This is a genomic window from Lysobacter sp. CFH 32150 (assembly GCF_022758295.1).
In the GTDB taxonomy this organism is placed as follows: Bacteria; Pseudomonadota; Gammaproteobacteria; order Xanthomonadales; family Xanthomonadaceae; genus CFH-32150.
In genome coordinates this window covers 359,129-384,772 of sequence record NZ_JALDWJ010000001.1, presented here as the reverse complement: position 1 = coordinate 384,772, position 25,644 = coordinate 359,129, and the positions used below count along the sequence as shown (strand labels likewise).

Below are 25,644 nucleotides of genomic sequence, written 5' to 3'. Positions count from 1 at the left end.
GCGACGCACCGCATGCCAAAGAAACCCGCCAAGCCACCCAGGCCCACTGCCGCCGAACTCGATCTGTTGCGGGTGATCTGGCGGCTCGGTCCGTCCACGGTGAAGGACGTGCACGCCGCGCGCCTGCGTGAGCGCCCCGACCTCACCTACGCCACCGCGCTGCGCCTGATGCAGGTGATGCACGGCAAGGGCCTGTTGATCCGCGACGAGAGCCAGCGCTCACACGTCTACGCCGCCGCGCATGCGCAGGACGCACTGCAGACCAACCTGCTCAAGGACCTCATCCACAAGGCCTTCGCCGGTTCCGGCAGGGATCTGGTGATTGCCGCGTTGAGCGAGCACGTCACCGACAAGGAACGCCAAGAGATCAAGCGCTTCCTCAAGGAGAACCCGGATGGCTGAGTTCCTGGCGACCTTGGTTCCTGCACTCGGTCACGCGCTGCTGCATTTCCTGTGGCAGGGCGCACTGATTGGCCTGCTCGCGGCGCTCGCGCTGCATGCCTTGCGTCACGCGCGGCCGCAGGCACGCTATGCCGTTGCCTGCCTCGCGCTGCTGGCCTGTGTGCTGGTGCCGCTCGTCACCGTGATCGCGCACCTTGTGGCGACATCGTCCGCGTCGCTTTACGCCGCGACGCCAGCGCCACTGCCGCGCATCAGCGCCAGCCTGCACGCATCAGGCGTGCTGCTCGGCTTCGCTCCGACGGCGCCATTCGACGCCTTCCTGCCCTGGATCGTCGCGTTGTGGGCTGCCGGCACCTGCGCCATGTCCTTGCGCATGGCGTTGGGCCTGGCGTGGATCCACCGCCTGCGCAGCACGCCACAGGGTGCAGCGCAGGCGGCGTGGCAGGTACGCCTCGATGCCTTGGCCATGCATTTCGACCTGCGCCGCAGTGTCGCGTTGCGTTTGGTCGATACCCTCGATTCGCCCGTCTCCGCGGGTTGGTGGCGCCCGGTCGTGTTGCTACCCACGGCGCTGCTCACTCGCATGCCGGCGGACTTGATCGAAGCTCTGCTCGCTCACGAACTCGCGCACATCCGCCGCCACGACTACCTCGTCAACCTGATGCAGAACGCGGTCGAAGCCGTTTTGTTCTACCACCCGGTCACTTGGTGGCTGTCGCATCGCATCCGCGTCGAACGCGAACAAATCGCCGACCAGCTCGCAGCCGAAGTGGTTTGCGCGCCACGCCGCCTCGCCCTCGCGTTGGCGGAACTGGCCGACCTTCAGTGCGTCCACCCGGCATTCCAACTTGCGCAAGCCGCCCGTGGAGGGCAGCTCATGTCGCGCATCGAACAACTCGTGCGTCCTGTCCGGCGCGCTCACCCCAGTGCGCGGATCGTCTTTCCATTACTAGGCCTTGCCGCCTTGTGCATCGCGTCCTACGCCTACGCGCAGATTGGCAAGTCCGTCCCGAATGCAATGCAGCCGGCGTCCCGCGCGGCGCAGACGTACCACACCTACAACGCGTCGGTCCGCGACTACGCGCAGATCGACAAGCCTGTCCCCAATGCGATGCAGCCGGCACCCCGTGCGACGCAGTCGAGCCGCACCCACAACGCACCGGCGCGCGATTACGCCCAGATCGACAAGCCTGTCCCTATTGCGATGCAGCCCGCCCGCGGCGCGACGCAGGTGAGCCGCGTGCACAACGCATCGGCGCGCGACACGTTTGCTCTGGTGCGCAAGGGTGGCAACGACATCCTGATCAGGGGCCCGAACGATGACATGACGACGATAGAAGCGGCGAAACTTGGCCTCGGCGGCGACTTGCTCTGGGCCTACCGCGGCGGCCAGGCTTATGTCGTCACCGATCCCTCGCTGTACGCTCGTGCTCGGCAGGCTTGGCGCAGAGCCGAAGTGCTGAGTCAGCAGTTGGAAACGTTGAGCAGCCAGATGGAAGCCCACCAGAGGAGGCGGGACGCGCTTGCCGCGCGCCAAGATGCGCTGCCGGTACAGCCGACCGAGGTGCGCGGCGCGCGGCGCGCAGCGCGGCTCGCAATGGATGACGTGGCGCGTCGGCAGCGCGAGCTCGAGCGTCGGCAGGGCGAGCTCGCCAGATTGCAGCGTGCGGCACGCAGTGAAACCGAGCACCAGCAACTCGCGCGTGAAAGGGACGCTCTAACGGCGAAGCAAGGCGAACTGGCGGATGCACTGGTGCGCCTGCACGAGCAGTATTCCGCAGCGATGGAGACCGAAGCCAGGAAGCAGGACGAACTGGAGAACGAACTGGTGCGCCTGCAAACCGAGGTGATGGACATCGAAACCAGTAGCGGCGAAATGCAGCAGCAATTTGCGACGCTCAGCCGTGAACGTAATCAAGCCGCGGACCAAGCCACGCGCGAAGTGCGAAACCTGATCAGCGAAGCGCTGGCGAAGGGCCTCGCAAAACCCGCCCCGACGCCTGTTCCAGCGCAGTAAATGCCCGCCGTTGTTTCGTCGGATCTGCGACGGCGGGCAGCATCGTGCCCAACGTTCTGTTGGAGGCAAGTTTCCACACGGACGTTGTTCATCCATTTCACCCCTCCATTCCATCTAGGGTTATCGATGAAATCTTCCTTGCCGCTGGCCTGTTGCCTGCTCGTCGTCTCCACGCCTGTACTGTCCGCGCTTGCTGACAAATCTCCGCGCCCGGCGACTCACTCGATGTCACCGACCGCCGGAGAGATATTGGCGGCCGACACGCCGCGCACCACGGTCGACGGTAACAATTTCGTCGCGCCAGCCGGGTGGTCGATCAAGACTGCGGGCTCGGCGGTGGTCCTGACCGCACCCGAAGGCGGCTCGCACATCGCGCTGGTCGATGTTGGGGCGGCCAAGGACGCGGATGCCGCGGTGGCGGCGGCCTGGGCGGCCTACGACCCCAAGGCCAAGTGGCCGCTCAAGCTGGCCGGCGATCGGCCGGTGCGCGATGGTTGGGAGCAGATCCGCGGTTACCAGTACGAAACCTCCGCCAACGATCAGCGTGGCGTGTCGGCGGGCGCGCGGCGGCGCGGCAATCGCTGGACAGTATCGATTTACGACATGGCCAATGCCGTCAGCGACAAGCGCGACGCGCAGATCGAGCTGATTGGCCGCCTGCTGCCCAAGGGCTACAGCCGCGAAACGTTCGCCGGCAAGGCCGCGCACAAGCTCGACGCAGCACGCATCGATGCGCTGAAGCAGTTCGTCGAAGACGCGCGCCAGCAGTTCGACGTGCCGGGGGTGGCCATCGGCCTCGTACAGGACGGCAACGTGGTGCTCGCCGAGGGCTTCGGCGTGCGCGAGCTGGGCAAGCCGGACAAAGTGGATGCCAACACGTTGTTCATGGTCGCTTCCAACACCAAGGCCCTGACCACTTTGATGCTGGCCAAGCTGGTCGAGGCGGGCAAGTTCACCTGGGACACGCCGGCCACCCAGGTGCTGCCGACGTTCAAGCTCGGCGATGCCGACACCACGCGGCAGGTGCTGATGAAGCACCTGGTCTGCGCCTGCACCGGACTGCCGCGGCAAGACATGGAGGGGATTTTCGAAGGCGAGCGCCTCACCCCGGCGTCGGTGATGGCGACGTTGGCCACGATGCAGCCAACCAGCCGGTTCGGCGAGCTGTACCAGTATTCCAATCCCCTGGCCTCCGCCGCCGGATTCGTCGGCGGTCATGCGCTGCACCCGCAGCTGGAGCTGGGCGCCGCCTACGACGCCGCCATGCAGACACTGGTGTTCGATCCGCTGGCCATGACATCGACTACCTTCGACTTCGCCCGCGCACAGCGTGGCAACCATGCCGCTCCGCATAGCGAGGACGTCGACGGCAAGACCGTGCCGGCCAGCATGGACCTCAACTACGTCGACATCCCATATCGCCCCAATGGCGGGGTGTGGAGCAATGTCAACGACATGCTGCGCTACGTGCAGATGGAACTCGACAAGGGGCTGCTGCCCGACGGCAAGCGCTACATCGCCGAAGCGCCGTTGCTGGCACGTCGCGTGCAGCAGGTGGCGACCGGTAACGATACGGGCTATGGCATGGGCCTGAAGATCGATCGCAGCATGGGCACGCCGCTGATGCAGCACGGCGGCGTCGCGTACGGATTCATTTCCAACATGCTGTGGTTGCCGGAACACAACGTCGGCGCAGTGATCCTGACCAATGCAGATGCCGGTGGCTCGGCTATCCGTTACCTGTTCCGGCGGCGCTGGCTGGAAGTGCTGTTCGATGGCAACTCGGAGGCTATCCCGAATATGCCCCTGGAAGCCAAGCGCATGAAAGAGAGCCTCGCGGCCAAGCGCAAACGCCTGACCGTACCAGCCGACCCGGCTGCAATAGGCAAGTTGGCCGCGCGCTATCGCAGCGCAGAACTCGGCGACATCGCCGTATCGCAAAAGGGTGAGACGACTTGGTTCGACTTCGGTGGCTGGAAGAGCGAGGTCGCTACGCTCCGCGACGACGATGGCACGGTCACGTTGGTGACCATCGCCCCGAGCGGTTTCGAGTTCATCGTCGCCGACAAGGACAACGAGCGGTCGCTGGTTCTGCGCGATGAGCAGCACGAGTACGTCTTCGTCGAAGCGAAATGAAGGGATCCAGCAAGCGACCGCACGTTGTCGCTGTCGGCGTCGTTCATTCCGGCAGTGCCCTCGGGCAGTCGGGTTCTGCTATGTTGCCGGCCGTCTTCGCATGCACCGGAAAATCCACATGATGACTGCGCCAGCACCGTATCCGATCGGCACGCCCGGAGTTCCGTGGACCGCGGCCGAAGTCGCGATCTGGCGGTCGCAACAGACGCGCAAGCGCGGTTACGAGGCGGACGTGCTGGGTGTGATCGAACGCCTGCGCTCGCGCTTCGATGTGGTGCAGTACGGCCGCCTGGATTACAGCGGGCTGGACGGCGGCAGCGACACCTACCCGCTGTTCGCGATCAGGAACCGCGACTGGCGCGACGATTTGCCTGTCGTGCTGGTCACGGGCGGCGTGCATGGTTACGAAACCAGCGGCGTGCATGGGGCCTTGCAGTTCGTCGATTTGCACGCGACGGACTATGCAGGTCGGGTCAATCTCCTAGTCGCGCCGTGCGTCAGCCCGTGGGCTTACGAGCGAATCCACCGTTGGAACCCGAATGCGATCGATCCGAACCGTTCGTTCCGCGAAGACAGTCCGGCTGAGGAGTCGGCGGCCCTCATGCGCCTGGTGGCGCCCATCCGCGATCGTGTGATCGTGCATATCGACCTGCACGAGACCACCGATACCGACGAGTCCGAGTTCCGTCCGGCGCTGGCCGCACGCGACGGCAAACCGTTCGAGCCCGAAGGGATTCCCGACGGGTTCTATCTGGTCGACGACAGCGAGCACCCGCAACCGGATTTCCAACAGACGATCATCAAGGCGGTGGCCAAGGTCACCCACATCGCCCCGGCCGACGAGAAGGGCGAGATCATCGGATCGCCCGTGGTCGCGCCGGGCGTGATCAATTACGCGCTCAAGCAGCTCGGTCTCTGTGCGGGTGTCACCGACGCTCCCTACAAGACGACCACCGAGGTGTACCCCGACAGCCCCCGTGCCACGCCGGAGCAATGCAACGCCGCACAGGCGGCCGCGGTGTGTGCGGCGATCGATTTCGCGTTGGCGCACCAATAAAGGCGAACTGATCGCCCATGTTGGCGTGGGAGAACAGGAGGGTAGCTTGTTGTAATTTGGTAGTCGTACCTACAAGGAATTGTGATGACGCATCATCCTGTGTGCAGGCGCCTCTTGATCCTCGTGGCATTCGCGGTGTGTGCCAGTGCCGCCGATGCCAGTACCGTTGACCACGCCCGGTCTGCGGGGTCCGCCGCGGTCCTGGCTGTAGCATCCGCCAGCACCGCCTCGAATGCTGTTGGGGAATCCGCGTCAACTGCCGCGATCGCCGAAACCCAGGCTTGGTGGCACGCGTTTGCCATCGGCGATCTGGCCTATCTGCGCGATCACACCGCGTCGCAGACGGTGCTGACCCTTGCCAGCGGCGCCAGCTTCGACCGCGACGGGCTGCTCGCGGAATCCGCCAGTTTCACTGCAGGCACCAGCACGCGCATGGAATGGGGTTCGCAGACCGTGCACTTCGTCTCGCCCGACATCGCGGTGGTGCACAGCGACTTGACCGAGACGGTGGGCCCGAATACCAGTAGGTATCGCTTCCTGACCTTGCTCGAGCGCAGCGATGGTCGGTGGCTGGTCTCCGGCGCGCAATCCACGCGAATTCCGTCGCTATCGCCGCGGGTGTCACTGGCGCAGGCCGGCGTGTTGATGGATTTCGTCGGCATTTACTTGACCCCCAAGGCCGGGCGACTGGAGGTCGCGCTGCGCGATGGTGCGCTCGTCATGGTGGACCCGGACGGGAAGCCCTATCCGTTAGAGCCGATCGGCCCGGGGCTGTTCGAATTCGGCCAAGTGTCCTCTGGCAAAGGAATAGTGCGCTTTGCGTTCACGCGCGACGCCAGCGGAAAGGTCGTCTCGCTGTCGCGCTTGCTTCCCAGTTCCCTGAGCACCTTCCCGCGCGCGCCCTGAGGGAAGGAACAACGGAGCCCATCTCTCTACCTTCATATCGCTGATCTACGGCCTTTACTACCGGAGCACGCAGGTCTTCTGGTACATCTCCGCTTTCGTCGGCATGAAGTCAGGAAGCGCGCGAGTGCAGGGCTTTCGCCAGCGTGTCCCTTCTGTTGTTCATCGGCACCTAAAAACTGCGACCGTTAAGCCCGGAACACGGCATCTACATCGTCGCTGTCACCTGCTATGTTACCGGCCCTCTCTACGCACCGGGCAGCCCACCCTTGCCACATCACGTTCTTGCGATCGCGTCGTTGCTTGCCATCGCCTTGCTGGGTTGCGTCCCCGCCTCGCTTTCTTCCGACAGCAGCAAAGCCGGCGACTCAGCCGCCAGCGTGACCGGGCCTGGGATCGCGCAACCGCCGGCGTACACGATCCCGGATACCGAGGTCGTCGAGCTCCGTTCGGCGCTCCTGCAACGCGACTACCAGCTGTTCGTTGCCCTGCCGGAGTCGTATCGCACGCAGCCGGATCGGCGGTATCCGGTGGTGTTCGTGACCGATGCCAACTACGCGTTTCCGTTGATCCGTGCCATCGGTGCGCGTGTTGGCGCCCATGGCAAGGGGGTGCAGGAGTTCATCCTGGTCGGCCTGTCCTATGCCAAGGGCGATACGCCGGCCTTCAGCCGGCGTCGCGATTACACCCCGACCACCGGTGCGCCGAAGGACGCGGAGCCCGATGCCTCGGGTCACCCGCCGGTGCATGGCGAGGCCGAACGCTATCGGCGTTTCATCGCGCAGGAAGTCTTTCCGCTGGTCGCCAGCAGCTATCGTTCCGATATGCAGCGGAAGATCTTCGCCGGGCATTCGTACGGCGCGTTGCTAGGTACCCACATTCTGTTCGCCGAGCCGACGATGTTCCAGCACTACATCCTCGGCAGTCCGTCGCTTTGGTTCGATCACGACGTGATGTTCGCACGGGAGCAACAGTACGCCGCGGCCCATTCCGATCTGCCTGCGGATGTCTACTTCGGTATCGGCGGCTATGAGCAGGCCAACGCAGCGTCGGACGATCCCCGCTTCAGCGCGGAAGGCGACATGGTCGGCGACATGCATCGGTTCGAACGCGCGTTGGCGTCGCGCCGGTATCCCCACCTGCGGATCGCCTCGGACGTGATCGACGGCGAAGACCACCTGACCGTCGCGCCGATCATCATCACGCGCGGGTTGCTGCGGGCATTGCCGCCGCAACGGTAGGCAATGCAGTCCGGCCGTCACCCTGTTTCTTCTTTTTCTTGACACCTGATCCGCTACCCTCGCCACATGCGAGGGCGTCGGCAGTTCCTGCGGCAGTTGGCCCGCATCGCGCTGGGTGCGGTGAGTGGCATGTTCGCGCGTGGCACGCGGGACAAGGCGCAGCGTTCCCTACGGCGAGGATCGAGCGAGTCCGGGGCCGACATGACCGTGACATTGTTCCTGTGCGGTGACGTCATGCTGGGTCGCGGCATCGACCAGATCCTGGCGCATCCGTCCGGTCCGGTGCTGCACGAGAGTTTCGTCCGCGATGCCCGTCGCTATCTTGCGTTGGCGGAAGCCGTCAGCGGACGCATTCCACGCAAGGTGGAAGCCAGCTATGTCTGGGGCGAGGCCTTGAAGCAGTGGCGGCTGCGCCGGCCGGATGCCCGCATCATCAATCTTGAAACCAGCATTACGCGCCATGACCAGCCTTGGTCCAAGGGCATCAACTACCGGATGCATCCAGAGAACATCGCCGTGCTCACGGCCGCGGACATCGATTGCTGCGTGCTGGCCAACAACCACGTGCTGGACTGGGGACGCGAAGGGTTGGCGGAGACGTTGGCGACGTTGCGTACCGCACGGATCGGTGTGGCGGGTGCCGGCTCGCGGTTGCGTGCAGCGCGTGCGCCTGCGGTGCTGCCGCTGGCCGGTCAGGGACGCGTACTGGTGTTCGCTGCGGCGACCGAAGATGCGGGCGTCCCGGAGTCCTGGGCAGCGGGTGAAGCGCGGTCCGGCGTGCATCGCCTGCCGGATCTCTCGCCCGCCACCGTGTCGCGGATCGCTTCCGATGTTCGCAAACACAAGCGCGCCGGCGACATCGTCGTGTTCTCCGCGCACTGGGGTGGCAACTGGGGCCATGCGATTGCACTGAAGCAACGTGCGTTCGCGCATGCGCTGATCGACGAGGCTGGCGTCGACCTCGTGCACGGCCACTCCTCGCATCATCCCAAAGCCGTCGAAGTCCATCGCGGGCATCTGATCCTGTACGGCTGCGGCGACTTCCTCAACGACTACGAAGGCATCGAAGGCCACGAGGAATTCCGCAGCGAGCTGGCCTTGATGTATTTCCCCCGCATCGATGCCGCGAATGGACATCTGCGTGACCTCACGCTGGTGCCCACGCGAGTCCACGGATTCCGTGTGGATCGGATGCCGGACGATGATCGGCGCTGGCTCCGCGAAGTATTGCGTCGCGAATACGGACGCATGGGGTGCGGTGTAGAGGAAGTGAAGGACGGCGCATTTGTTTTGAACTGGTGATCTTCGCTTTCCAGTCCCAATTCAGGTGAACCAGATCGGCGCGAACCATGCATTCACGTCATGTGCGCGAGTCGTCGTGCGAAACCCGACTGCCGCACTCTGCGACTTGTCGCAGCTCAAGTTCCAGCATCGTGCTGAGGTGAACCTATGAACATCGGTCTGTCTCGACCGCGTTCCGCGGTCAAAATCGCTTCTCTCCATGCTTGCGCTCTTGCGATCCTCCTCGCAGGGGGGTCCTTGCATGCCCAGGTGCCCGCCCCCGAGCTCGTCGACCAGAATCTGTCGGTGCGGACGGCCGTTGAAGGACTGACGACGCCCATCGGCATCGCCTTCCTCGGGACGGAGGACTGGCTGGTCATCGAAAAGAACACCGGGCAGGTGAAGCGCGTCGTCAATGGCGTCGTGAACTCGACCGTCCTGGATCTTGCGGTCAACAACGCTTCGGAGCGAGGCCTGCTCGGCATCGCATTGCATCCGCAGTTCGCGACGAACCATTTCGTCTATCTCTTCTGGAGTTGCCGCGCCGCACCGCCGCCTGCGGAGAATCCCTTCTTTCCGACGACCACCGAGTGTCCCGGCGTGCCTGAGCTTGGCGCCGACACGGATGAGGTTCTCGCCGCGCCATTGCTCGGCAATCGCGTGGACCGGTTCGTCTGGGACGGGACGACGCTCACGTTCGACACGAACCTGATCAAACTGCGTTCGTTCCAGAACGACAGCGCGCCCTTGCCTGCAGGCCAGGGAGACGAGACGCAGCCGCCGCGCGCAAACCACGATGGTGGCGTGATCCGTTTCGGTCCCGACGGCAAGCTCTACATCCAGTTCGGTGACGTCGGTCGTCGCGGCCAGCTCCAGAACTTGCCTTCGGGCCCGACGCTCACGGGCCTCGGTCCGACCGTTCCCGACGATCAGTTCGGTGGGCCAGCGCCGGACGACGCACACTTCACAGGCGCGATCATCCGCTTGAACGACGACGGCACCACGCCAAGCGACAACCCCTTCTTCGCGGCAGGCGCGGCGATGGGCGGCGAGGTCGGCGCCAACATCCAGAAGACGTTTGCCTACGGCTTGCGCAACGGATTCGGCATGGCGTTCGATCCTGTTTCCGGCCACCTCTGGGACCAGGAGAACGGTGAAGACGCGTTCGACGAGTTGAACCTGGTCGAGCCGGGTATGAACTCCGGCTGGATCCAGATCATGGGTCCTCCAGGCCGCGTCGGCGACTACAAGCAGATCGAAACCACATCGCTCCACCACGAGGATTTCCCGAACCTGCAGCAGTTCCGTTGGGGCCCGGAGCGGATCGCAGATTCCGGGGCCGAGGCACTTTCGCGACTCTTCGTGGTGCCCGGCTCGCATTACAGCGCGCCCGAGTTTTCCTGGAAGTACGTACTCGCACCGGCGGGCATCGGATTCCTGAACAGCGCGGCCCTCGGCCCACAGTATCGGGACGATCTGTTCGTCGGTTTTTCCACATTCGACACGCTCGGCGGGCCGCTGTTCCGGTTCAACCTGACGGGTAATCGCCGAAAGATAGCGGTGGACGACCCACTACTGGAGGATCGCGTCATGGACAACGCCACATTCCATGACATCGGCGAGGGCGAGACCCTTCTTTTCGGAATCAACTTCGGCATCGTCACCGACATCCAGACCGGTCCGAACGGAAATCTTTTCGTGGTGTCGCTTGCCGACGGGAATGTCTACGAGATCTTCAGAAACAAGTAAGCCGCTTCCTGGCTCGTAGGACGAGTCGCAGCGTGGGGCGCCATCCCGAGGAACTTCCTTCGGGATGGCGCCCTGCGACAGCGCTTGAGCCCGCCCTGCGGGACTGCAGTGATTGTTGCTACCGATCACAATGAATACGAATGCATAGGTGCGCTTTCCCGAATGGTGCACCTGCACACCGGGGCATAGTGCGTCGGCGCAGGGGGTGTTGCGCGCGTTCGACTTCCAGGGAGTGCTGCGATGCGAGACCTGATGCGTCTGTTCGGCAGTGTGGGTGGCCTGTTGCTGGTGTTCGTGTTCCTGTTCGCGCCGGCGCCTGCCGTGCGGGCGGCGATCAATGCCCAGAACCTCGGGGCGAAGTACGACGGGACCCAGAGCAACATCACCTTTCGGGTCTATTCCTCGCGCGCCACGCGCATCGAGGTATGGATCTACAAGACGCCCTCAGGCGCGCAGGAGCTGGTGCGCTACGTGCTGACCAAGGACGCCGCCACCAACGTCTGGTCGAAGACCGCATCGGTGGCGACGCTCCAGAACACCTACGGCATCACCGGCACCGTCTACTACGGTTATCGCGCCTGGGGCCCGAACTGGCCGTACAACAGCACCTGGACCAAAGGCAGCGGCATCGGCTTCATCACCGACATCGACGCCAGCGGCAATCGCTTCAACCCGAACAAACTGCTGATCGATCCGTACGCGGTTGAGATCAGCCAGGATCCGAACACCGCGGCCTGCGCCGACGGCACGATCTACGCCAGCGGTGCGACGCATCGCAACAAGAACAGCGGCACGTGTGCGCCCAAGGGCATCGTGCTGGCGCCGATCACCACCTCCAACGGCACCAAGCCCACGCGCGCGCTGAAGGACGACGTGGTGTACGAAGTGCATGTGCGCGGCCTGACCAAGGATGACACCGCGATGGCGTCGTCGTTGCGCGGCACCTATGCCGGCGCCGCACTCAAGGCGCCGTACCTCGCCAGCCTCGGTATCACCGCGGTCGAGTTCCTGCCGGTGCAGGAAACCCAGAACGACACCAACGACGTCGACCCGACCTCCACCACCGGAGACAACTACTGGGGCTACATGACGCTGAACTACTTCGCACCTGACCGCCGCTATTCGTCGGACAAGACGCCTGGCGGACCCACCCGTGAATGGAAGGCGATGGTGAAGGCCTTCCATGATGTCGGCATCAAGGTCTACATCGACGTGGTCTACAACCACTCCGGCGAAGGCGGGGCGTGGGGCGGTACCGATGGCCTCACGGTGTACAACCTGTTGTCATGGCGCGGCCTCGACAACCCGACCTATTACTCGCTCACCAACGACCTCCAGTACTCGTGGGACAACACCGGCGTCGGCGGCAACTACAACACCCGCAATTCCATCGCGCAGAACCTGATCGTCGATTCGCTCGCCTACTGGCGCGACACCCTCGGCGTCGACGGGTTCCGCTTCGACCTGGCATCGGTGCTGGGCAACACCTGCCAGCACGGCTGCTTCAACTTCGACAAGATGGATTCCGGCAATGCGCTTAACCGCATCGTGGCCGAACTGCCGCCGCGCGCTGCAGGTGGCGGCTCGGGCATCGACCTGATCGCCGAGCCGTGGGCGATCGGCGGCAACTCGTACCAGGTGGGTGGTTTCCCCTCCGGGTGGGCCGAGTGGAACGGCATCTATCGCGACTCGCTGCGCAAGAAGCAGAACAAGATGGGCGTGGAGGCGGTGCCGCCAGCGGAGCTCGCCAACCGTTTCGCCGGGTCTTCGGATCTTTACGGCGACGACGGCCGCAAGCCGTGGCACTCGGTCAACTTCATGGTCGCGCACGATGGCTTCACCTTGAATGACCTGTATGCCTACAACACCAAGCAGAACAACCAGCCGTGGCCTTACGGACCGTCCGATGGTGGCGAGGACAACAACATCAGCTGGGACCAGGGCGGCGTTGTCGTCGACCAACGCAAGGCCGCGCGCACGGGCCTGGCGTTCCTGATGCTGAGTGCCGGCATCCCGATGATCACCGGCGGCGACGAAGCGCTGCGCACGCAGTTCGGCAACAACAACGTCTACAACCTGGATTCGCCCGCCAACTGGCTCTTCTGGACCCGCGACACCATCGAGGCCAACCATGAGACCTACACCCAACGCCTGATCGCGTTCCGCAAGGCGCATCCGGCGCTGCGCCCGGCGAACTTCTACTCGGGCGCCGACAACAACGGCAACGTGATGGAGCAGCTGCGCTGGTTCAAACCCGACGGTGCGCAGGCCGACACTGCCTACTTCACCAACGCGAACAACCACGCCATCGCGTGGCGCATCGACGGCAGCGAGCTCGGCGATTCCGCCAGCGCGATCTACGTGGCCTACAACGGATGGTCCGGCAACGTGAACTTCACCTTGCCCTGGCCCGGCGCCGGCAAGCAGTGGTACCGCGTGACCGACACGGCTACCTGGAACGAAGGTCCGGACACGGTCGTCGTCCCCGGCTCCGAAGCGTTGATCGGAGGCGAGTACACGATCTATGGCGTGCAGGGCCGCTCGTTGTTGCTGTTGATCGCCAAGTGAGCAACCGGAGCAGGCGCCACGCCTGCTACGCAGCCTTCGCCAGGTACTTGTCGATCAGCTTGAGCTGCGCCTGCCAGCCACCCTCGTTGGAGGCGTAGGCCTCGGCGCGACGCGCGGGCGGGAGCTGGTCGAAGCCGGACTCGGTGATGGTAAGCAGCGTGCCGTCGGGGGCGTCCTCCAGTCCGAACTCGACCAGGGTGGTGGGCTCCTGCGAGTAGTCGAACTTCGGATCGGCCGCACCGGGATGCCAGCGGAACGACAACAGGTTCAGCGGCACGATCCGTTCGACGTCGACATTGAACGCGGTGCCGCGGTAGGGCTCCTGCATCCTGGCGATCTCGGGGTCCACAAGTGTCGGCTCGATGGTGCCGGTGATGTGGCCACCCGGGATGAAACGGTCATCGTCGAACTGGACGCCAAACCAGTGGCCGAATCGTGCCGGCTCGCTGATGGCCTGCCAGACGCGTACACGCGGGGCATGCAGCAGGGTTTGTTTCTCGATGCGATCGGTGTTGTCGGTCATCATGCACCTCCAGGAAGCGCCGACCATACTCCCGTCCACGTGACGCACGAGTGGTGGGAACAGACGGCTGGAGGGTGAATGAAGGAAACCATCAGAAGCATCGATGCCGGGGCGGAGTTCTACACACCCGAGCAGTGCTACATCATCGAGTTGTCCAACACGCCGGATGACCCGGAGGTATCGATCGCCAGGGCGCGCGTCGCGCCAAGTGTGACCACGCGGTGGCACCGGCTGGTGGGTACAACGGAGCGTTACGTCATCATCGAGGGCAGGGGCCGCGTCGAGGTCGGCAGCCTTCTGCCGCAGGAGGTGAGCGTGGGCGATGTAGTACTCATTCCACCGGCGTGCCCGCAACGGATCGCCAACATCGGCCAAGGGGATCTGGTCTTCCTCGCCATCTGCTCGCCGCGATTCAAGCAGGCGGCATACGAGGACCTCGATGGCGAGCCGTTGCCATTTAGGAGCTGAAGCGGTGGTCCTTGACCGCTGCTGTGTTGATCAGCCGTCATTTATGATGACTCGGTAGCCACCGAGGCCAGGGGAGGGCGGATGCGATCATTTTTCGCCGAGCTCAAACGCCGCAACGTCTTCGGCGCGATGGCCTTTTACCTGGCGGCCGGCTGGCTGCTGGTGCAGGTCGCTACGCAGGTCTTGCCGTTCTACGACGTCCCCGGCTGGGTGGTGCGACTGGTGATCGCCGCGGTGGTGATCGGATTCCCGTTCGCGTTGGTCCTGTCGTGGTTCTACGAGTGGACGCCGCGCGGCTGGCGACGCGAAATCGAAAACGATCGCTCCGAATCGAAGAAGTTTGTCGGTTCGATCGCCACCGACCAGTCGATCGCGGTCTTGCCGTTCGTCGACATGAGCGAGGACCAGGACCAGGAATATTTTTCCGACGGGCTGTCCGAGGAGCTGCTGAATCTGCTCGCGCAATTGCCGCAGCTGCGGGTGATCGCGCGCACCTCGTCATTCTCGTTCAAGGGCAAGGCCGCCGACGTCGCGACGATCGCCAGGGCGCTGAACGTCGCTACCGTGCTCGAGGGCAGCGTACGCAAATCCGGTAACACCTTGCGCATCACCGCCCAGTTGATCCGTGCCGTCGACAGTTCGCATCTGTGGTCGCAGACCTACGACCGCGAGCTGGTCGACGTGTTCCAGGTGCAGGACGGGATCGCCAACGCCGTGGTCGCAGCGCTCAAGGTGAAGCTGCTATCAAGCCAGCAGGTGACCAACGCGCATCGCACCGGCAACACCGAAGCCTACGACCAGTACCTGCTGGGGCAGAATGTCTTTCGCCGTGGACGCTACGACGACTACCAGCGTGCCCTCGTCGCGTTCGAACGCGCCACTGCGCTCGATCCGGGCTATGGCGCGGCGCAGGCGGCGCTCGCCAGCGCGCAAAGCGCCGTCGCCGATTTCGCTCCGGGCGCGGCTGCGCGGTCGGCTGGCAAGCTCGAAGCGCTGGCTACGGCGGAGAGGGCGATTACGTTGGCGCCCGACCTTGCCGACGGTTATGTGATCCGCGGGCGCCTGCGCATGGCCCAGTTCTGGGACTGGAACGGCGCCGAGGCGGATTTCCAGAAGGCGTTGGCGCTCGAGCCGAACAAGTCCGACGTGCTGATCATGCATGCGCTGGTGCTGAACAACCTGCAGCGTACCGACGAGGCGGTCGCGACACTCCGCCGGGCGATCGATGCCGATCCGCTGTCGTGGCTGGCGTGGATGTTGTGGGGCGCGGTCCTCGGGCGACTCGGATGTGCCGACGAAGGCCGCGTCGGATTCGAGCGCGCGCTGGAGATCAGTCCGGACTCGAGTTTCACCCGCCACGAATTTGGTTGCCTGGAACTCGTGCAGGGCCGGACCAAAGAGGCACTGGCGCATTTCCGCCTGGCCGGCGCTGCATTCAGCCAGTCCGGCATCGCCATGGCCGAGTACACGCTGGGCCACGAGCGCGAATCGCAGGCCGCACTCGCCGAACTCGAATCGAAATACGCCACCGGCTTCCTGTTCCAGATTGCCCAGGTGCATGCATGGCGTGGCGACAAGGATGCGGCCTTCGAATGGCTGGAGCGCGCCTGTGCGGAGCGCGACACTGGCATTGCGAGAATCCGCGGCGATCTGCTGCTGGATCGAATCAAGGACGATCCGCGTTACACCGCACTCGTGCGCAAGATCGGATTTCCGCAGTGAATGCGCATCGGGCCGACGATGCTGCTCCCGACCCGGCGATCACGTGTCCATCCGCCACATCGAAGCCGACTCCGGGATCGAAACCATGGACAAGCTGAACCTGCAGAACCCTTTGTTTGCCACTTACGTCATCGCGGCATCGCTGATGATCCTCAAGGCGGTGAGCATGTCCTGGCTGACCGTCGCGCGCATGATCCAGGTGAAAGGCGGCTTCCGCGCTCCGGAGGACCTGCGCAAGACACCGTTCAATCCGGACCCGAAGCCGGAGCAACTCGCACCCGACGATCGCGTCGAACGCATCCGCCGCATCCAGCAGAACGACCTCGAGAGCCTGCCTTTCTTCCTCGCCGCCGGGTTCCTGTTCGTTCTGACCGACCCATCGCTGTTGCTGGCGCGCGTGCTGCTTTACGGCTACGTGGTGTCGCGCCTGCTGCATTTCGCCGCGTATCTCACGGCCCGCAACCACGAAACCCGCGCCACGTTCTGGTCCGTGGGCTCACTGATCCTGGTCTTCATGACCTGTTGGACGCTAGTGGCGGCGTTGGGGCACTGATCCCACTCGGATCGCATCGGTTCGATCGCGAATGGCTGCTTCTACTGCGCAAATACGTATACGGTCTTGAGATGCCATCACTTCATGGCTGCATGATCAACGTGTTTCGCTCGATGACAACACCAGTACAAGGACAGCACATGACGCTGCACATCATCCGTTCTGGCTTGCCAGCGTGCGTAGTCGCCACAGTGATGCTTTCGGCCTGCACGCCCGACAAGGCGTCATCCGTCGATCCACCTGCTGCCGCAACTGCCCCGGTTCAACCGGATGAGGAAGTGCTCGACGCTTCTAGCTCCGCGTCGCTGGCCGGCGTCGAGTACGATCAGGATGCGACCCCAGCGGACCTGGCATCGGATCAAACCTATGTGTTGCCTGGGTTCTTCCACGGGTCGGTGACGCTCGACGATCTCCGCACGAGGTTCGGTGCGGCTCACGTCCAGGTGACTCAGATCGACGGTGCCGAGGGCGCAACCGGACAGGGCATCGTTCTGTTTGCCGATGACCCGAAGCGCCGTGCGGAACTGTTCCTGCGCGACGAAGCGGAACTGCGCGGCCTGGCGACGATGCGCGTGTCCGGCAAGGACTCGCGCTGGCACCTGGACAACGGTGTGCGGCTGGGCATGACGCTCGACGCACTGGTCGCATTGAACGGCAAACCCATCACATTCAGTGGCCTGGACTGGGATTACGGCGGCACGGTGGGCGACTGGCACCAGGGACGCCTGGCGCAGCGCGAAGGCGACCCCGTGTTCCGCGCCGTGTCGCTGGCGCACGACGCCGATCCGCCCGAGGGTGCGTATCCGTTGGGCGATGGCGAATATCGCAGCGACGATCCCCGCTACCCACGACAAGGCACGGTGCTTCATGTCGGGGCTTTGCAGGTGACGTTCTGAGAGCGGCACCATGCGCAGTGCCGAACTGATCGGCACTGCGTAATCGCGCAAGGCGGACTTAAGCGGTTGCGGCTTGCGCTCTCTGAGAAGTGGGCCGGAACCGACGTACTGCGAGGACGCCCAGTGCCACAAACAGCAACAACACTACGCCCTGCACGATGGCGAACGGCGGTTCCTGCTGCGTCGGTGCCAGTACGTGCAGTGCCGGCACTTTGGTGAACGACTGGACGATCAGCACGAACACGTTGAGGTACAGCGATACCACCGCGCCCACCACGTAGATCCAGCGCCACGAGCCGGCGAGGTGTCGTTCGTACAGGGCGATCAGGGTCAGGGCGAGTACTGCGGCGGATACAACGCCGACACCCAGTGCGGGAGTGAAGCCATGGAACGGGAACAAGAATCCTGTGACCGTGGTGGCCAACGTGGTGGAGAGGAATGCTGCGGTCCAGCCCGGCAGGCGCTGCGATTGCAGCAGGCCTTTCACCACCACCAGCCCGGCGACGATGCCGACCAGGCTCAATGCCACATGGAACAGCGTGAACGGCGTCATTCCCGACAGCATGTCGTGCGCTCCCTTGGGTCCCGGTGGGCAAAGCCTGCGCTGGTTCCGCCGCGGACACAACCCGAGGATCAACCGCGAGTGGCAATCACCCAGTCGCCCAGCTTCTTCGGAGCCAACACGCAATAGCTTGCGACAATCAGCTTTTCGACCTCGTCCCAATCGGTGTCAGCGTTGAGCACCATGCCGACGATATTCGGCCACCAGCCCGGCAGGAAATAGGGCGGCCGCGCGAAACGGGGCGTGTCACCGGCGGGGCGCGGCGATCGGAAGGTCAGCACGCAGAGTGGTCCTGTGGACTTGGCAACCCGGGCGTACGCCGGTGGCCAGCCCGCATCGATCATCACGACATGCGCAAAATTCTTCTTGCTGATGGACCAGCGCGTACCAGTCCATGCAGACTCCTCGCAGACTTCCGGCAAGTCGAGGCACACGAGCCTGAGTTTGTCGATGAACGCCTGAGGTGGAGCAGGGTGCCTGGCTGCCATGTCTTCGCCCGCTAATGCTCGTGCTTGAACCAGAATGCATCATCAAGCGACATCCCACAGTTGCCTTGCTTCCTCCGCGATCACATCCGGAAGCTCCTCGGGCCAGAATGCCTTGCTGTTGGCCAGCCGCCGCACGCCGCGCGAATTGCCGAAACTGCGATCCAGCCGATCTGGACTATCCGGCGAAAAGATCGTATCGGCCATGCCCCATACGATCCGGGTTGGCGCCTTGCAGCGCTTCAGCGCTGGCCCGATGCCTGCCAGCGGGTTGGGCTCGAAGCCGACCAAGGTCGCATCCACCAACGCCCTTTGTGCAAGCGAGCTGATCAACGGCGAGAAGTAGTAATCGATCGCTTCGTCGGTGAGGATCGCGGGATCGGCATAGACAGCACCGCCAAAGCCAACGCGGGCGGAGGCCTTGTCCGCCAGCCAGCCAGGAAAGACGTCGGTGGATTTTCCCGCACGCGCCAGAGCGAGGAGCGGCTTCAGGGTGGGCGGCGGGCTGTCGTGCTCCTCGTCGCCATTGGTCAGCAACAGGGTCCGCACGCGCTGCGGATGCCGGGCGGCGAGAAGCTGTGCCACGGCGTCGCCACTATCGTTGGCAACGATGTCGACGGTGGGGATGCCGAGCTTGTCCAGCAGCGCCATCAGCATCGCAGCCTGCGCAGCGGGGGCGACGCCCTGTTCCTCGGCGACGCGCGTGTACCCCAGCCCCAGGAAGTCGGGCGCGATGCATCGACGATGCTCCGACAGGCGATCGAGCGCGCCGCGCCATTGGAAACCGTTGAGCGGATGTGCGTGCAGGAACAGCGCGGCCGGGCCTGTTCCGCGTTCGACGTACGCGATATCGCCAAAGCGGGTCTTCGCGAAACGCCGCAAGGTGCGAAATTGTGCGACGTCCAGCGGCATGCTTGCCCCGGCGGCCGCGCTGTTGCCTGCGGCCGCGCGGGTGGCGTAGCCGCCCAGTACTCCGGCAGCCAACGCGCCGGCCGCCATGCCCATGAACTGTCTGCGCTGCATGCCCATCTCCTCGGTAGTAGAAGCGTTTCGACGGCGAGAAGCATGGGCGGGTGGAAAGAATGCGGGCAATAACGTCCCACGTCATATCCCGATGATTTCGAAGGCTATGTGCCACAGGTCATGTGTCATGCATCGATGGCCATCCATACAATTGATGCGTGATCTCTCTCCCGTCCCGTTCGCCAAGATCACCGAAACCGAGCGCCCATGTAGGCGCACTGCTGCGGGAGTGGCGTGCGGCGCGGCGCTGGAGCCAATTGGACTTTGCGCTCAACGCCGGCGTGTCGGCCCGCCACCTGAGCTACGTCGAAACCGGCAAGGCGCAACCCAGCCGCAACATGCTGCTACGGTTCGCCGATGCGCTGGACATGCCCTTGCAGGAGCGCAACACGCTGCTGACCGCCGCAGGTTTTGCGCCGGAGTATCCAGAGATCGCGCTGACCGCCCTTGAGCATGCCGGCATCCGGCGCGCCATCGACTACATCCTGGAGCAGCACGAGCCCTATCCGGCGTTCGTGGTCGACCGGCATTGGAATGTGCAGATGGCCAATCGTGGTGCGGAGCGGATTGGCGCCTTCATCATGGACGGTCGCCCCAGCGCACACCGGAACATCATCCACCAGGTCTTCGATCCCGACGATATGCGTGCGGGAGTCGCAAACTGGGAGGAACTGGCCGGCGAGTTGATCAGGCACTTGCACTGGGCGGTGGCGGCGACGCCTTCAGACCCGGTGCCACGCGCCCTGCTCGACGAAGCGCTGGCCTATCCCGGGGTGCCCCCGCAGTGGCGCACACGCGATCTCGACGTGCCGCCATCGCCGCTGTTGACCACGGTGTTTCGAAAGAATGGCCGGGAACTGCGTTTTTTCTCGACCTTCACCACATTCGGCTTCGCGCGGGATGTCAATCTCGAGGACCAGCACATCGAATGCTGCTTCCCGATGGACGATGTCACGGCGGCGTTCTGCCGCGAGCTGCGCGACGCTTCAAGCGCCGTGCAGCATCGGGTTGAAGGGCTTGTCAGCGCGTAGAACCGCATCGCTTTCGCTATTGCCCTGGCTTCCTTCCACTCAGTCCCGATCCGGCGCACCGAGCGGAAAGTATTTGCGGAACGGTCGTGCCTCGTCGACGGCGCGGGCGAAGGATGGGCGCGCCAATAATCGCTGCCGGTACGCGATGACGTTGGCGAATGCCGCGTCGATCGGATGTGTCCAGTCGGCATAGAACAGGAATGGCGCAGCCCCGCAGTCGGCGAGGCTGAAGCTCTCGCCCGCGGCCCATTCGCGGCCGGCCATCGTCTTGTCGAGCCATGCGTAGGCGGTATCGAGCATCGCGCGTGCTTCGGCCACACCATGCGGATCGCGGACGGCTTCCGGGCGGATGTAGTCGAACACGACCTTCTGCTGCGGCGTGGACACGTAATTGTCGAAGAAGCGGTCCATCATTCGCACTTCCACTGCCACGCTTGCGTCCTCGGGAATGAGCCGCACCGGGCCGGGGTGGTGGACGTCCAGGTGCTCGATGATGCTGGTGGCCTCGAAAACCGTGCGCCCAGCGTCCACGAGCACGGGAAAGCGCTTCATCGGCCACAGCGCCGTCAACTCTTCCATGGCGCCGGGGTCTTCAACCATGCGGTACTCGAAAGGCGTGCGGTTCTCGTACAACGCGATCAGCGCCTTCTGGCAGTAGGAGGAGAAGGGATGGGCGTAGAGCCTGGGTGCGGGGGTGGGCATCGGAGTCCTTGCGGTTGTTGTCTCAGGTACGACGAACGGGCGCTCGCTGGATCGACACCCCGGGTAGGAAATGTAGGATGCGGGAGCGCGCCATGAAGCCCTCGTCACTGGAAGACCAACCCGCATGAAAAAGCCGGCCAGGAAAATCCTCTACACCTTGCTCATCCTGGCCGGCGTGTTTGCTCTTGTCTGGCTTGGCGCGCACTTGTTCACCACCAACTCGCAGTGGGCGCGTGCCGTTGCGTGGATGGATTCCGATATCGACGACTACGAACGCTTTCCGATGCGCAAGGTCGCCAATGCCGCACCGCGGTTCGATTTCAAGCAACCTTCGGCAGCCATCCGCCAGCGTTACGCCCAGGCCTTCGCGACGGTCACATCCACGCACGGTGGAAAAACCAGCGGGCAAGGCCTGGATGAGTTCCTCGAGCAAAACGATACCGTTGCATTCCTGGTCATCCACCATGACACCTTGCTTTACGAAAAGTATTTCAACGGTTACGGCCACGACTCCACCGTGACTTCTTTCTCTACGGCGAAGTCCTTTGTTTCTGCGCTCGTAGGCATCGCCATTGCGGAAGGACGCATCGGTAGCGTGGAAGATCCTGTGACGAAATACGTGCCGGAATTGTTGCAGAAGGATCCGCGCTTTCAGCACATCACCCTGCGGCACTTGCTGACTATGGCGTCCGGAATCCAATACGAAGAGAACGGCACGCCCTGGGGAGACGATGCCCGCACCTACTATTCGCCCGACCTGCGTGCACAGGCGATTTCCAGCCCGGTTACCGGCAAGCCCGGACAAGAGTTCAACTACAACAACTACCACCCCCTGTTACTGGGCCTGGTGTTGGAGCGGGTCACCGGTGGGCCGGTGGCGAAGTACCTGGAAGAAAGAATCTGGAAGCCGTTGGGCATGGAAGCACCTGGCTCGTGGAGTCTCGATAGCGAGAAAAACGGTTTCGAGAAAATGGAAAGCGGCATTAATGGGCGCGCGATCGATTTCGCCAAATTCGGGCGGTTGTTCCTGAATGACGGTAACTGGAATGGCGCACAACTCGTCCCGGCCGGATGGGTGGAGGAGTCCACCCGTCTCGATGCCACTACCGATCCTGTTCCGTACTACCAGTACTTCTGGTGGGTGAATCCAGACGCCAGCGGCCATCATTTTTTCGCGTCCGGAAACCATGGGCAGAAGATCTACATCGTTCCCGAGAAAGACCTCATCTTCGTGCGCTTCGGCAAGTCGGACCCATACCGCCATTGGGAAGACTTGTTTGAGATCCTGGCCGATCGCATCACCGCTGTAGATGCATCGTTGCCGCGGAAGCACTGATTGATGAAAACCTGTGGCAGAGTGCAAACAGTCCGACAACACAAGGCGATGCGCGTGTTTCGACCAATGATCGCTGCGCTCCTGGTCGGCCTGGCTGCGAGTACTGCATGCGTGCCGGCCCGTGCGGCCGATGACGCCCGATCCGCTGCGAAGGTGGTCGGTGCTTACTTCCCGGGCCAGGCGGCTACCCGCTATCCGATCTCGCGGATTCCAGCAGACAAGCTCACGCATTTGTTCTATGCATTCGCCACCATCGAAGAGGGTCGCTGCGTCATCAAGGACGCCGACGCGGGCGCGAACTTCGCCGCACTTGCCGAGCTCAAGCGCAAGCATCCCCGGTTGCGGACGTTGATCTCGATCGGCGGCTGGACCGCGGGTGGATTTTCCGATGCCGCGTTGACCTCGCGATCGAGGCGGCGCTTCGTCGATTCCTGCATTGCGTTGTTCTTCGACGCCCATCGCGGCAGCTTCGATGGCGTCGACATCGATTGGGAGTACCCGGTCTATGGCGGGCCGTCGGAGATCGGTGCGCGTCCGCAGGACAGGCGCAACATGACATTGTTGGCGCGCGAGTTCCGTCGGCAGCTGGGCAGGATCGGCGAGAAGCGCGGACAAACATTCCTGCTCACCGCCGCGCTGCCTGCGGGACGCATGCAGTCGGCGGGTCCTTACGACCCTGCGCGCAGTTACGAGCTCGGCGAACTCGCCAAGGTGCTCGACTTCATCAACCTGATGACCTACGACATGGGCACCGCATTCACCATGGTGTCCTCATTCAACGCGCCGTTGCATGAAGTCGCCGAGGATCCGCTCGGACAGCCGATGCGACGCTGGAACAACGTGGCCGGCGCGATCGACTATTACCGCCAGCACGACGTACCCGCGGACAAGCTGGTGCTGGGCGTCCCGTTTTATGGCCGAGGCTATCTGGTGTCATCCGGGGCGAATCGCGGCCTGTACCAGCCCTACACCGCGGCGTTTGCCCCGGGTAATTGGCGCGACATCAAGGAGACGCTGTTGTCCGATCCGCAATGGGAGCAGCATTGGCATCCGGCCGCACAAACGCCATGGCTGTTCCATCGCGGCGAGCGGAAGTTCGTCAGTTACGAAGACCCGAAATCGATCGGCATCCGGGCGCAGCTTGCCAAAGATCGCGGCCTGCTTGGCGTCTTCATGTGGGAACTCACCGGCGACGACGAGCAGCACAACTTGTTGGAGGCCATGGCGCGCTGAAAGCGTCGGGAAGTGGTTTCGTTTGAACTGAGTTTTTCCTCTTCTTTCCTTTGCCCTGCGATCATGTGCCGATGAAGAAGACCTACATCGCTCTATTACGCGCTGTGAACGTGGGTGGCACCGGCAAGCTGCCGATGGCTGAGTTGCGCACCATGTGCGAGGCAGCCGGATTCCAGCGGGTGCGGACCTATATCGCCAGCGGCAACGTGTTGCTGGACAGTGCCGCTTCGGAGAAACAAGTGAAGGCGGCGTTGGAGACGCAACTGGAACGGTATGCCGGCAAGCCGGTGGGGGTGCTGGTGCGCACCGGTGACGAACTTGCGGCGGTGCTCGCCGCCAATCCGTTTCCGCAGGCTGCGCCCAATCGGACTGTGGCCATCTTCCTGGACAAGGCGCCTCCGGGCGATGCGCTGGAAACTGTCAGTGGCCGTAAGAACGAAGAAATCGCGCTGGGCAAACGCGAAATCTACGTGCACTACGGTGACGGCATGGCCGACTCCAAGCTCAAGATCGTCGCGGCCAAGACGGGCACCGCCCGTAACATCAACACCATTGCGAAGCTGGTCGAGTTGGCGGGGCAGTGACCTTAGACAGCCGCCTTCTCTCGCTTGATCGACGAAACGACAAAGCCATAACTCTGCTTCCTCCAGAGCCACTCGATGGGGCCATATCGGAAGTTCGACAGCCACCAGCGACTGACAAATACCTGGATGGCATAAACGCCGATCGCCAGCAGGAGATAGAACCAGTAAGGCATCGTGTTGAAGACCCCCAAACCGGCCCCGGAAAAAATCAGGGCGATCAGGATGCATTGGGTCATGTAGTTCGTCAGCGTCATGCGGCCCATGTACTGCAAATGCACCGACACGAATCCCAATCGACCGGAGTGGTATAGCCAGCAGATACCGGAGGCGATGGCGAGCATGGTGCTGATGATTCCCCAATACCCGAACCTGAAATATGTGAGTAGGGGTGCCTCGACTTCATTCAGGTACCAAAGTGCCGCATTCAGCACTACGGCCAGGGCCAGGCTGATCCAGAAGATCCGTTTGGCCAGATCCGGATGGGTGGCCAGTCGATGGGGAAAGTCGGATCGATGCGCCGCGACGCCAAGGAGCATGCACGCGAACATGACCAGGTGCACGGTGATGGCGTAGTGCGGGTTGAGTATCTCGGTGAAGAACGTCGTCTGCAGGTTGAACCAGAAGATATCCAGCCAGTTCTGGCTTTGGAAAGCCGGCAACAATGCGTCGGCTTCGGACTGGTAGCTGATCCCGAGGCTGCGTATGTACGCCGAAACGAAGGGAATGATCAGCATCAGGAGAATGCTTGTGCGAAAAACCGTCTTCGTCGGGACCCGATAGAACAGCAGCAATAGTATCCCCAGCAGCGCATAGTCCCGAAGGATGTCGCCGTAGAAGAAGAGGGAGTTGACGAAGGCAAGCGCCAGCAGCCAGAACATGCGCCTGAGGAAAAAAGAAACCGGCTTTCCCGTTTTCTCGACGATGCTTTTGATCAGGACGCTGAAGCCGTAGCCAAACAGGATGCTGAGCAAGGTCCAGGACTTTGCCGAGAAAAGATATTGCGTCACGTACTCCAGCATGGAGGGCAGCGCATCCTTTCCACGCTCGGATCCCAGGTAGTAGAACGCCGTGAAGTTTCCGATCGCCACCCCTAGCAAGGCCCAGCCCCGCAGAATATCGATGATGGGAGTTCGCTGATGAGGGAGTAGGGGTTGCGTCAGTGGCGTGGTCAT

The 25,644-nt window shown here is 63.3% G+C and carries 23 protein-coding genes; 17 read left to right on the top strand and 6 right to left on the bottom strand.

Annotated elements, in window-relative coordinates:
• Positions 1–12: 12 nt before the first annotated feature.
• The 9 genes from MO486_RS01730 (at position 13) to MO486_RS01690 (ending at position 13,354) form a co-directional block, all read left to right on the top strand.
• Positions 13–402 (top strand): BlaI/MecI/CopY family transcriptional regulator, encoded by a 390-nt coding sequence (locus MO486_RS01730; RefSeq protein ID WP_242904091.1) that lies wholly within the window; start codon positions 13–15, stop codon positions 400–402.
• Positions 395–2,419 (top strand): M56 family metallopeptidase, encoded by a 2,025-nt coding sequence (locus tag MO486_RS01725; protein WP_242904090.1) that lies wholly within the window; start codon positions 395–397, stop codon positions 2,417–2,419. The genes MO486_RS01730 and MO486_RS01725 overlap by 8 nt, the downstream gene beginning before the upstream one ends.
• Positions 2,420–2,644: 225 nt before the next feature.
• Positions 2,645–4,555: a serine hydrolase domain-containing protein gene (locus tag MO486_RS01720; RefSeq protein ID WP_242904089.1), complete on the top strand. Its 1,911-nt coding sequence runs from the start codon at positions 2,645–2,647 to the stop codon at positions 4,553–4,555.
• A gap of 121 nt (positions 4,556–4,676) precedes the next feature.
• Positions 4,677–5,612, top strand: a complete 936-nt coding sequence (locus MO486_RS01715) for a M14 family metallocarboxypeptidase (protein ID WP_242904593.1) — start codon at positions 4,677–4,679, stop codon at positions 5,610–5,612.
• A 123-nt stretch (positions 5,613–5,735) separates the two neighbouring features.
• The gene (locus MO486_RS01710) at positions 5,736–6,518 is read left to right on the top strand and encodes a nuclear transport factor 2 family protein (protein WP_242904592.1); all 783 of its coding nucleotides are present in this window, start codon (positions 5,736–5,738) and stop codon (positions 6,516–6,518) included.
• A gap of 266 nt (positions 6,519–6,784) precedes the next feature.
• Positions 6,785–7,756 carry an alpha/beta hydrolase-fold protein gene (locus MO486_RS01705; RefSeq protein ID WP_242904088.1) on the top strand — a complete coding sequence of 324 codons (972 nt, stop codon included), beginning with the start codon at positions 6,785–6,787 and terminating at the stop codon, positions 7,754–7,756.
• A gap of 66 nt (positions 7,757–7,822) precedes the next feature.
• Entirely contained in the window at positions 7,823–9,058 is a 1,236-nt protein-coding gene (locus MO486_RS01700) for a CapA family protein (protein ID WP_242904087.1), read from the top strand.
• 147 nt (positions 9,059–9,205) lie between these two features.
• Entirely contained in the window at positions 9,206–10,786 is a 1,581-nt protein-coding gene (locus MO486_RS01695; RefSeq protein WP_242904085.1) for a PQQ-dependent sugar dehydrogenase, read from the top strand.
• 240 nt (positions 10,787–11,026) lie between these two features.
• The gene (locus MO486_RS01690; protein WP_242904083.1) at positions 11,027–13,354 is read left to right on the top strand and encodes an isoamylase; all 2,328 of its coding nucleotides are present in this window, start codon (positions 11,027–11,029) and stop codon (positions 13,352–13,354) included.
• A gap of 25 nt (positions 13,355–13,379) precedes the next feature.
• Here the strand turns inward: MO486_RS01690 and MO486_RS01685 are convergent, their stop codons facing one another.
• Positions 13,380–13,877 (bottom strand): SRPBCC family protein, encoded by a 498-nt coding sequence (locus MO486_RS01685; protein ID WP_242904082.1) that lies wholly within the window; start codon positions 13,875–13,877, stop codon positions 13,380–13,382.
• 78 nt (positions 13,878–13,955) lie between these two features.
• Between MO486_RS01685 and MO486_RS01680 the strand changes: the two genes are divergently transcribed.
• From MO486_RS01680 to MO486_RS01665, 4 genes are all read left to right on the top strand, one after another.
• On the top strand, positions 13,956–14,345 hold the full coding sequence (locus MO486_RS01680; RefSeq protein ID WP_242904081.1) for a cupin domain-containing protein: 390 nt from the start codon (positions 13,956–13,958) through the stop codon (positions 14,343–14,345).
• Positions 14,346–14,426: 81 nt separating this feature from the next.
• Entirely contained in the window at positions 14,427–16,067 is a 1,641-nt protein-coding gene (locus MO486_RS01675) for a hypothetical protein (protein ID WP_242904080.1), read from the top strand.
• Positions 16,068–16,110: 43 nt separating this feature from the next.
• Positions 16,111–16,620 (top strand): MAPEG family protein, encoded by a 510-nt coding sequence (locus tag MO486_RS01670; RefSeq protein ID WP_242904079.1) that lies wholly within the window; start codon positions 16,111–16,113, stop codon positions 16,618–16,620.
• Between the two features lie 140 nt (positions 16,621–16,760).
• The gene (locus MO486_RS01665) at positions 16,761–17,516 is read left to right on the top strand and encodes a hypothetical protein (RefSeq protein ID WP_242904078.1); all 756 of its coding nucleotides are present in this window, start codon (positions 16,761–16,763) and stop codon (positions 17,514–17,516) included.
• A 58-nt stretch (positions 17,517–17,574) separates the two neighbouring features.
• Here the strand turns inward: MO486_RS01665 and MO486_RS01660 are convergent, their stop codons facing one another.
• From MO486_RS01660 to MO486_RS01650, 3 genes are all read right to left on the bottom strand, one after another.
• Positions 17,575–18,081 carry a hypothetical protein gene (locus MO486_RS01660; protein WP_242904077.1) on the bottom strand — a complete coding sequence of 169 codons (507 nt, stop codon included), beginning with the start codon at positions 18,079–18,081 and terminating at the stop codon, positions 17,575–17,577.
• A gap of 68 nt (positions 18,082–18,149) precedes the next feature.
• The gene (locus tag MO486_RS01655) at positions 18,150–18,566 is read right to left on the bottom strand and encodes a hypothetical protein (protein ID WP_242904075.1); all 417 of its coding nucleotides are present in this window, start codon (positions 18,564–18,566) and stop codon (positions 18,150–18,152) included.
• Between the two features lie 42 nt (positions 18,567–18,608).
• The gene (locus MO486_RS01650; RefSeq protein ID WP_242904073.1) at positions 18,609–19,586 is read right to left on the bottom strand and encodes an alpha/beta hydrolase; all 978 of its coding nucleotides are present in this window, start codon (positions 19,584–19,586) and stop codon (positions 18,609–18,611) included.
• A gap of 158 nt (positions 19,587–19,744) precedes the next feature.
• On the opposite strand from MO486_RS01650, the gene MO486_RS01645 reads away from it, so the two are divergent.
• A complete protein-coding gene (locus tag MO486_RS01645; RefSeq protein WP_345779190.1) occupies positions 19,745–20,617 on the top strand; it encodes a helix-turn-helix transcriptional regulator in 873 nt (290 codons plus the stop codon).
• A gap of 39 nt (positions 20,618–20,656) precedes the next feature.
• Here the strand turns inward: MO486_RS01645 and MO486_RS01640 are convergent, their stop codons facing one another.
• Positions 20,657–21,319 carry a glutathione S-transferase family protein gene (locus tag MO486_RS01640; RefSeq protein WP_242904071.1) on the bottom strand — a complete coding sequence of 221 codons (663 nt, stop codon included), beginning with the start codon at positions 21,317–21,319 and terminating at the stop codon, positions 20,657–20,659.
• A gap of 124 nt (positions 21,320–21,443) precedes the next feature.
• Between MO486_RS01640 and MO486_RS01635 the strand changes: the two genes are divergently transcribed.
• The 3 genes from MO486_RS01635 (at position 21,444) to MO486_RS01625 (ending at position 24,472) form a co-directional block, all read left to right on the top strand.
• Positions 21,444–22,655, top strand: a complete 1,212-nt coding sequence (locus tag MO486_RS01635) for a serine hydrolase (RefSeq protein ID WP_242904070.1) — start codon at positions 21,444–21,446, stop codon at positions 22,653–22,655.
• A 66-nt stretch (positions 22,656–22,721) separates the two neighbouring features.
• A complete protein-coding gene (locus MO486_RS01630) occupies positions 22,722–23,888 on the top strand; it encodes a glycoside hydrolase family 18 protein (protein ID WP_242904069.1) in 1,167 nt (388 codons plus the stop codon).
• 71 nt (positions 23,889–23,959) lie between these two features.
• Positions 23,960–24,472, top strand: coding sequence for a DUF1697 domain-containing protein (locus MO486_RS01625; protein ID WP_242904068.1), 513 nt, complete (start codon positions 23,960–23,962; stop codon positions 24,470–24,472).
• A gap of 2 nt (positions 24,473–24,474) precedes the next feature.
• Here MO486_RS01625 and MO486_RS01620 read toward each other — a convergent pair whose 3' ends face one another.
• The gene (locus tag MO486_RS01620; RefSeq protein ID WP_242904067.1) at positions 24,475–25,644 is read right to left on the bottom strand and encodes a DUF418 domain-containing protein; all 1,170 of its coding nucleotides are present in this window, start codon (positions 25,642–25,644) and stop codon (positions 24,475–24,477) included.